Source organism: Arcobacter cryaerophilus gv. crypticus (assembly GCF_002993025.1).
GTDB lineage: Bacteria > Campylobacterota > Campylobacteria > Campylobacterales > Arcobacteraceae > Aliarcobacter > Aliarcobacter cryaerophilus_B.
In genome coordinates, this window is sequence record NZ_NXGI01000021.1 from 106,823 (window position 1) to 114,933 (window position 8,111).

An 8,111-nucleotide genomic window follows, 5' to 3' on the forward strand; every position below is an offset into this window, starting at 1 on the left:
AAAGAATTCTAAAATAAAGAGGAAACCTTGAAAAAAATTTTAGTAGCAATAAGCATTTTAATTTCTTCTATTTTTGCAAATAATCTTGAGCAAAATATCGTTATATTGGAAGAGTTAAACCTTCCAAAAGATTTTTTTAATGAACAATCCTTTAAATCAAAATACAAAGAGTTATCAACTACAAAAAAAATTCAATATTATGATAATTTATTAAAAAAATCATCACTAAATGCAAAAATAGTAAAAGAAGAGTTAGAGCTAAAAAATCTTCCTAAGGTACTTTTTTTCGTACCTTTAATAGAGTCAAGTTTTAAGAATTTAGTAAATAAAAGTGGTCCTTCTGGACTTTGGCAAATTATGCCTTTAACTGCTAGCAATCTTAAGTTAAAAAGAAATGAGTTTGTTGATGAGAGACTGGATTTAATAAAATCAACAGATGCTGCTACAAATTATTTAAGAAAATATTATAAAAAATTCGGAAAATGGTATTTGTCTGTTTTGGCTTATAATGCAGGAGAAGGAAGAATTATTCATGGAGTTGCAAGAGCTACTTTGGATAAATATTTAGATGAACATCCAACTATGTATCATGATAAGGTTATAAAAATTTATAATTTGTATATTTCTGATTATACAAAAAATAAAAAAGGAATAGACAATTTATATACTATTTATAAAGATTTGGGTTTAAAATCTGGGCATTTTGACTATCTTTATCTTTTAAAGCATAATTCAAAAAGAGATTATTTGCCAAAAACTAGTGTAAATTATATAAATATGTTAGTCTCTTTTTCAATTCTTGAAAATAATGATAGATTTAAAAACTTAGATAAAAAAACAAAGTATGATTTAGAAAAAGTTAATGCAAATAGAGGATTGAAATTAAAAACTATTGCAGATGAACTCTCTATGAGCTATGAAGAGTTAAAAACTATAAATAAACATCTTTTAAAAGATATGATACCAACAGATAAAAATAGTTATAACTTCTATATCCCTCATACAAAAGTTGAGTTATTTAACAACAAAGTTGTAAATATGAAAAATTTGCCTCATATCGAAAATAAAGTAAATTTAGAAAAAATAAAAAAAGATTCAAATAAAATTATTTACAAAGTAAAACAAGGTGATACACTAGAAGCTATTGCAAAAAAATATAAAGTTAGTGTAAAAAAACTTAAAATTGATAATAAAAAAAGTAGTAATAAGTTGAAAATAGGAGAGAATCTTGAGATTATCAAATAGAATTTATAGTATTGCTTTTTTAATTTTTTGTTCGTCTTTTTTATTTACAGGCTGTTCTACTAAGCAAACTTATGATTATAATTCATATCGTAAGGATACAGGTGATAAAAGTATAAATAATAGTGAAGCCATGCATAGAGCTACGATGAGACCTTACAATGTTTTTGGTATTAGATATTATCCTTTTGTTGCAAATGTTGGGGATAAATTTGATGGAATTGCTTCTTGGTATGGACCAGATTTTCATGCAAAAAAGACTTCAAATGGTGAAATTTATAATATGTATGCTATGACAGCTGCTCATAAAACTTTGCCTATGAATACAGTTGTAAAAGTTGATAATTTAGACAATGGAAGAAGTACAATAGTTAGAATAAACGATAGAGGACCTTTTGTTACTGGAAGAATTATTGACCTATCAAATAAAGCAGCTCATGAGATAGATATGGTTAGAAAAGGTACAGCAAGGGTTAAGGTTACTGTTTTGGGTTATAATGGATTAATTGATGATAAAAATGCTCCAAATGTAAACTCAATTGAGCAAAAACCAGAAGTTGAAAAAATAGAAGTAGTTGAAGATGATATAGTAGCTACAAATATTAATACTAATATTGGAATGGCAACACCTATTGCAACTTCAAAAAGTAGTTCAAATCAGAGCTCAAAATCTTCTTCTGGAAAGTTTAGTGTTCAAGTAGGAGCATTTAGTTTACAAGCAGGAGCTTCAAAAACAGTAGATGAGTATAAAGTAAAATTCCCATCAAAAAAGATAGAATATGTTGAGAATGGTGGAATTTATAGAGTTTATATAAGAGGTTTTTCATCTTATGATGATGGACAAAACTTTAAGGCAAAAAACAATTTAACAAATGCAATTGTAGTTCAATAAGGATTTAAAAGATGGTAGAGATAAAAAGAGATACGAAAGAGACTCAAATAAAGTGTAGTTTGACTTTAGATGGTTGTGGAAAATTTTCTATAAATACAGGAGTTGGATTTTTTGACCATATGCTTGAAGCTTTGAGTAAACATAGTGGAATTGATATAAATTTGGAGTGTAAAGGTGATTTACATATTGATTCACATCATACAGTTGAAGATTGTGGAATAGTTTTAGGACAAGCTTTGAAAAAAGCTATTTTTCCAATTGCTGCAATTGAGAGATATGGAAATGCGACTGTTGTTATGGATGAAGCAGCAACAACATGTGCTTTGGATTTATCAAATCGACCATTTTTGGTTTATGAAGTAAATGTTAGTGGTAAAGTTGGAGAGTTTGATGTTGAATTAGTAGAAGAGTTTTTCCATGCTCTAAGTGGAAATGCTGGAATTACTCTACATTTAATATCTGAAAGAGGAAGAAATAAACATCATATTATAGAAGCAACATTTAAAGCTTTTGCAGTTGCATTAAGACGTGCTTTAGTAAAAAATGAAAAACTTGGAATTCCTAGCACAAAAGGTGTTTTATGATTGAACTTTTAGTTTTTGATGTTGATGGAACTTTAACAAATGGTGATATTACATATTCAAGTAGCCTTGAAGAGTTTAAAACTTTTAATGTAAGCGATGGTTTTGCAATAGTTTTTTGGACAAAACATTTAGGAAAAAAAGCAGCAATTATCACAGGGCGTGAATCAAAAATTGTTGAATATAGAGCAAATGAGTTAAAAATAGAGTATCTATACCAAAATGTAAAAGATAAATTACAAGTTTTAGATGAGATATTAAAAAAAGAGGGTTTAAATTACAATCAAGTTGCTGCAATTGGTGATGATTTAAATGATTTAAAAATGCTTAAAAAAGCAGGATTATCTTTTGCTCCACAAAATGCACATGAAATTGTAAAAAATAGTGTAAATGTAGTTTGTAAAAAAAGTGGCGGAAGTGGAGCTGCAAGAGAGATGATAGAGTATATCTTAAAAGAAGAAAACCTCGAAGAGGAGTTTTTAAACTTATGGCTTTAAAAATATTTGTTTTTGTATCTCTTGTTTTAGCAATAATATTTTATTTCTTGCCAGTTGATAAACCAAAAAAGGATTTTAAAAAAGAGGATATAGCTCTTTTTATATTTGAAAATCCAGTAATGTATAGTTTAGATGAAAATATGGTTACTAAAAAAATTGTTGCTACACAAGCTGTAAGATATGAAACTAGAGATGAGATGTATTATGGTGATATTACTTTAAATAACAATAATATTGCGAAGAATTTCAAAAGCGAAAATATTAAAGCAGATTTTATAGTAAAAAAGGGTGCTATTTATAATTTAAAAGATAATGTTAAGTATAAAAGAGATGATTTTATTAAAATAGATGCAAAAGAGATGGTTTATGATGATTTAAATAAAATTGCAAAAAATAGTTCTCCTTTTAAAGCAGAGTATTATGCACATAAATACAATGGAGAAAATTTGTATTTAGAAAGTGAGAAAAATATTATAAATTCTAAAAATACACATTTTGAGATAGATATTGAAAAGAGAAAGGGAAAAGATGATAAAAAATAGTATAAAAGTTTTAGTTGGTTTGATTTTTTGTTCTTCACTTTTGTTTGCACAAACTGAAACATTAGTAATAGATGCTTTAGATTTCAAAGCAGATGATAACAAAGGAATTTCTACTTTTACAGGAAATGTAAAAATAAGAATGGCTGAAGATAAGTTAAATGCACAAAAAGTTGATGTATTTTTTGAAACAGATAAAAATACAAATAATAAAGTAGCAACTAAATATGAAGCTACTGGAGATGCTGATTTTGAAGTAATTTCAAAAGACAAACACTATGTTGGAAAAGGTGATAAAATTATTTATGTGCCTTTAAAAGAGGAGTATTTAATTATTGGAAATGGATATGTTCATGAGAAAAATGATGATAGAAAAATTTATGGAGATAATATTTATATCAATCAGTTAACAGGTGAAGCAAAGGTTAAAGGAAGTGAAAATAAACCTGTAAAGTTTATTATAAATATAGAACGAGGTGAAAAAAAATAGTATGAATTTAATAGATGCAAAATTTTTACAATCCGCTCAAAGTATTGAAGATTCTCCACCACCATCATTAGCAGAAGTTGCTTTTTTAGGTAGATCAAATGTTGGAAAATCTTCAGTTTTAAACTCTTTAACAAAACATAAAGGTTTAGCCAAATCATCTTCAACTCCAGGGAAAACTCAACTTATAAACTATTTTGAGATTAAGTTTAAAACTCAAGATATTGAAACTCCTTATGTTTATGCAAGATTTGTCGATTTACCAGGTTTTGGATATGCTAAAGTTGCTAAAACATTAAAAGCAGCTTGGAATAGAAATCTTACAGAATATTTAGAACAAAGACCAAATCTTCAAATATTTGTTCATTTAATAGATTCTAGGCATACTGATTTAGAGATTGATAAAAATGTTGATAAGTTTGTAAAACACATAAAAAGAGGCGATCAAATAATTATAAATGCTTTTACAAAAATAGATAAACTAAATAGTGCAGAGCTTAATAAGTTAAAAAGAGATTTTCCAGATGGAATTTTTGTTTCAAACTTAAAGAAAAAAGGTATAATTGAACTTCAAAATAAAATTACGGAGCATCTATTTGGAAATTAGATTTTATAAGCCAACAGTTCTTGATATTCCAAAAATGCAAGAGCTAGTACGTCCAGAAGTTGAAAAAGGAATAATTCTTTTAAGAACAGAAGATGAAATGGCTACAACTATTAGATCATATATTATTGTTGAAGTAGATGGTAAAATGGCTGGTTTTACAGCTACTCATATTCATTCTGCTAGAATGGCAGAAGTGCGAAGTTTGATAGTAAATGAAGAGTTTAGAGGTTTAGGCTTAGGAAAAAAACTTGTAGATGAGTGTGTTAAAGAAGCAAAATTTTATGGAATAAAACAGGTTTTATCTCTTACTTATGAGAAAGATTTTTTTGTTTCATGTGGATTTAGAGAGATTCCAAAAGAAGATATTCCTGAACAAAAAATCTGGGCTGATTGTATTAAATGTAAACTTTTCCCAATTTGCAATGAAATAGCTATGGTAAAGGATATTGAGATTTAATCTCTAGCTTCTATTACTCTTTTTAGAAGCTCCTCTTTTGTAAATATTTGAGATATTTTTTGACTAGATACACCATTTGATAGTGTTATACTTATTCCTTTATTCTATAAAAATTCCAAAATCTTCTGGGATTTCGATATCAAAATCTTCAAAAATCTTTGCAAAATAAAGATATCCAAGCTCTTGCTTTATATGTGAAGAGTCAATATAATTATCTTCATTTGAAGTTACACTATTTTCATACATAAAATCCCAAAAGGGAAATATATTTACTATTTCATTTTTCCAAGTATCGAATAAATCGAGAGTATTTGTCTCTTCAATAAGCTTTAATTGAGAAGAGTGAACGGCTGTTGTAAATACTTTTAGATTAATATTGTACTCTTTACATAATTCAACCATCTTTTTATAGTACTCAAGGTTTGAATTTCCTAAAATATTATAGTTTTCATAAGTTTTTTTATAATGATTTAGAGTTGATTCCCACATAGACGATTTATCATTGTTTTTTATAACTTGCTCTTGATGATAAAATGTTATTGCTCCATTTTCATAAAATAAATTTCTATCATTATTTGGTATTACATATTTTAAATATTTAAATAGAGGTATTTCTAAATAATGTTTTATTTGATAAAAAGTATTAAACCCTTTTTTAAAAATAGCTTTGTTAAAATCACTATTATTTTCTTTTAAATTTTCATCAAAAGTATAAAAATTTAGTCCTATAAGAACATTATTTACAGGAAAATTTTCTAAAGAGTGTTTTAAAAAATAGTATTGTTCTTCTAATGTTCCAAATTGAAGACCTAAATTATATACTTTATCTTGAGTGTATTTTTCAATATCTTTTGTATTTAAATAGTGAACTCTACTTCCTCCAAGAATTATAGTATTTGGTTGGATTTTGTTTAATTCTACATATTTTTGAGTTCTATATGCTAAAGCTACATCTTTTTTTAGTCCTATATCAAAGCGATTATTTATTCCAACAGGATCTATAATATATCTTATAAAAATTCCTATAGAAAAGATGATAAAAGTAAATAAAATTGTTAAAAATATAAATTTTTGATGTTTCTTCATCTATTCTTCCTAAAATTGAAAATATAAAAACTCTTTTGCACTTGAAAAAGTAAACAAAGAAGCAGATATTAAAATTGCTGTATAAAGAGCATATTTAATATTTGGTTTGAAATTTAGAGCAATTTCACCACTATTTTTAAAGCCTAAAGCTAAAACCAATCCAAGAACAATATAAAAGCTTTGGAAAATAGGGTCTATATGATATAGCTCACTAAATTTTAAATTTGTAAAATCAAATAGAGTTTTTGTAACATACCAAGCATCACTAAAATCTTTTGATACGAATAGTGTTCTTGTGATTATAAGTCCAATAAACATTAAAAACCAAGCTATATAAAAGTTCATTTCAAGATTTGCTTTTTTCATCATATGTGCAAAAATTACAAATAATCCATTTAATAATCCCCAAACAACAAATGTCCATCCAGCTCCATGCCAAAATCCAGATACAAAAAATGTGATCATAATATTTAAATAAATAATCCAAACTATATTTTTGTTTCCGCCTAAACTTTTATAAATATAATCTCCTAAAAATCTACTCAAAGTGATGTGCCATCTTCTCCAATAATCAGCAAAATTTCTAGCTTTGTATGGAGAATTAAAGTTTTTTGGAATATCTATATTAAACATTTTTGCAATACCTATTGCCATATCAGCATATCCAGATAAATCAAAATAGTATGATAAAACATAAGAAGTTGAAGCATACCAAGCTTCAATCATAGTTAGTTTTTGTGCATTATCAAAAGCATATTGAGCATAATCTGTAAGTGGGTCTCCTATTAGAGTTTTTTTGGCTAATCCTATTGCAAAAATAAATAGTCCCAAAGAGATGTTTTCTAAGCGTATATAACTTCTCCATTTAAGAGCAAATTGTGGCATCATCTCTTTATGATGAACTATTGGACCCATTAAAAGTTGTGGAAAAAAAGTTATAAAAAGTGAATAGTTTAAAAAGCTAAACTCTTTTACTTCACCTCTATAATTATCGACCAAAAAAGCAATTTGTTGAAATGTAAAATAACTAATTGCTAATGGTAAAGCTAAATGAAGTAAAGTAATATCTTTGTCTAAAGCCCAATTAAAATTTTCAATAAAAAAATCTGTATATTTAAAATACCCTAAAAGTAGAACATTTCCAATAATTCCAAGTAAGAGTATATTCTTAGATGATTTTTTGCCCAAAGATTTTCCAACATAGAAGTTAAAAATCATACTTCCTAAAATTAGGGGAAGGTAAATAGGATTCCACCAAGAGTAAAAAAATAAACTAGAAACTACTAAAAATATTTTACCAAGATGTATAAGTTTTAATGAATTTAGATAAAAATATATTATTAAAGTTAATGGTAAAAATATTAATAAAAATTCATAAGAATTAAAAAGCACAGCAACCCTTTTTTAAGTGGGAAAATTAAAAATTCTATCAAAAGAGATGGAATCATTGCACAAAATTGATTAAAATAGCTTTATATCTATGTAAAGCTATTTAGTCAACACTTTAATAAACTATGCTTTTGGGACTGTAAATAATTCTCTTATAATACCAAAGAGAGAATTCAAGTAGCATATCAACAAAAATTCTGAATCTATTCGAGTTGAATAAGATTGTGACACAGTTGGATAGCTACACGTAAAACTTGAGTGGCAACAAAGCCAGTTTTGACTAGGCTGTATTAAGAGACGAAGTAAAGTGTAGCAGCTCATAGAGTATAAAACT

General features: G+C 26.7%; 10 protein-coding genes. 8 read left to right on the forward strand and 2 right to left on the reverse strand.

Annotated features, from left to right (window positions below; translation table 11 throughout):
- The first annotated feature begins 27 nt into the window (after positions 1-27).
- The 8 genes from CJ670_RS09085 to CJ670_RS09120 are packed head-to-tail and all read left to right on the forward strand — an operon-like array spanning position 28 to position 5,302.
- A complete protein-coding gene (locus tag CJ670_RS09085; protein WP_105939723.1) occupies positions 28-1,245 on the forward strand; it encodes a lytic transglycosylase domain-containing protein in 1,218 nt (405 codons plus the stop codon).
- The gene (locus tag CJ670_RS09090) at positions 1,229-2,134 is read left to right on the forward strand and encodes a septal ring lytic transglycosylase RlpA family protein (RefSeq protein WP_105939724.1); all 906 of its coding nucleotides are present in this window, start codon (positions 1,229-1,231) and stop codon (positions 2,132-2,134) included. Before CJ670_RS09085 ends, CJ670_RS09090 begins: the two co-directional genes overlap by 17 nt.
- A gap of 11 nt (positions 2,135-2,145) precedes the next feature.
- Positions 2,146-2,718 carry an imidazoleglycerol-phosphate dehydratase HisB gene (gene hisB / locus CJ670_RS09095; RefSeq protein ID WP_105917745.1) on the forward strand — a complete coding sequence of 191 codons (573 nt, stop codon included), beginning with the start codon at positions 2,146-2,148 and terminating at the stop codon, positions 2,716-2,718.
- A complete protein-coding gene (locus CJ670_RS09100; protein ID WP_105939725.1) occupies positions 2,715-3,212 on the forward strand; it encodes a KdsC family phosphatase in 498 nt (165 codons plus the stop codon). The genes hisB and CJ670_RS09100 overlap by 4 nt, the downstream gene beginning before the upstream one ends.
- Positions 3,203-3,754: a hypothetical protein gene (locus tag CJ670_RS09105; protein WP_105939726.1), complete on the forward strand. Its 552-nt coding sequence runs from the start codon at positions 3,203-3,205 to the stop codon at positions 3,752-3,754. Before CJ670_RS09100 ends, CJ670_RS09105 begins: the two co-directional genes overlap by 10 nt.
- Positions 3,741-4,241, forward strand: a complete 501-nt coding sequence (locus tag CJ670_RS09110; RefSeq protein ID WP_105912115.1) for an LptA/OstA family protein — start codon at positions 3,741-3,743, stop codon at positions 4,239-4,241. Before CJ670_RS09105 ends, CJ670_RS09110 begins: the two co-directional genes overlap by 14 nt.
- 1 nt (position 4,242) lies before the next feature.
- Positions 4,243-4,845: a ribosome biogenesis GTP-binding protein YihA/YsxC gene (gene yihA / locus CJ670_RS09115; protein ID WP_105912142.1), complete on the forward strand. Its 603-nt coding sequence runs from the start codon at positions 4,243-4,245 to the stop codon at positions 4,843-4,845.
- On the forward strand, positions 4,835-5,302 hold the full coding sequence (locus tag CJ670_RS09120; protein WP_105912114.1) for an N-acetyltransferase: 468 nt from the start codon (positions 4,835-4,837) through the stop codon (positions 5,300-5,302). The genes yihA and CJ670_RS09120 overlap by 11 nt, the downstream gene beginning before the upstream one ends.
- Before the next feature lie 99 nt (positions 5,303-5,401).
- Here the strand turns inward: CJ670_RS09120 and CJ670_RS09125 are convergent, their stop codons facing one another.
- Positions 5,402-6,388: a hypothetical protein gene (locus CJ670_RS09125; RefSeq protein WP_105939727.1), complete on the reverse strand. Its 987-nt coding sequence runs from the start codon at positions 6,386-6,388 to the stop codon at positions 5,402-5,404.
- Positions 6,389-6,397: 9 nt separating this feature from the next.
- On the reverse strand, positions 6,398-7,780 hold the full coding sequence (locus CJ670_RS09130; protein ID WP_105939728.1) for an MBOAT family O-acyltransferase: 1,383 nt from the start codon (positions 7,778-7,780) through the stop codon (positions 6,398-6,400).
- Positions 7,781-8,111: the final 331 nt, after the last annotated feature.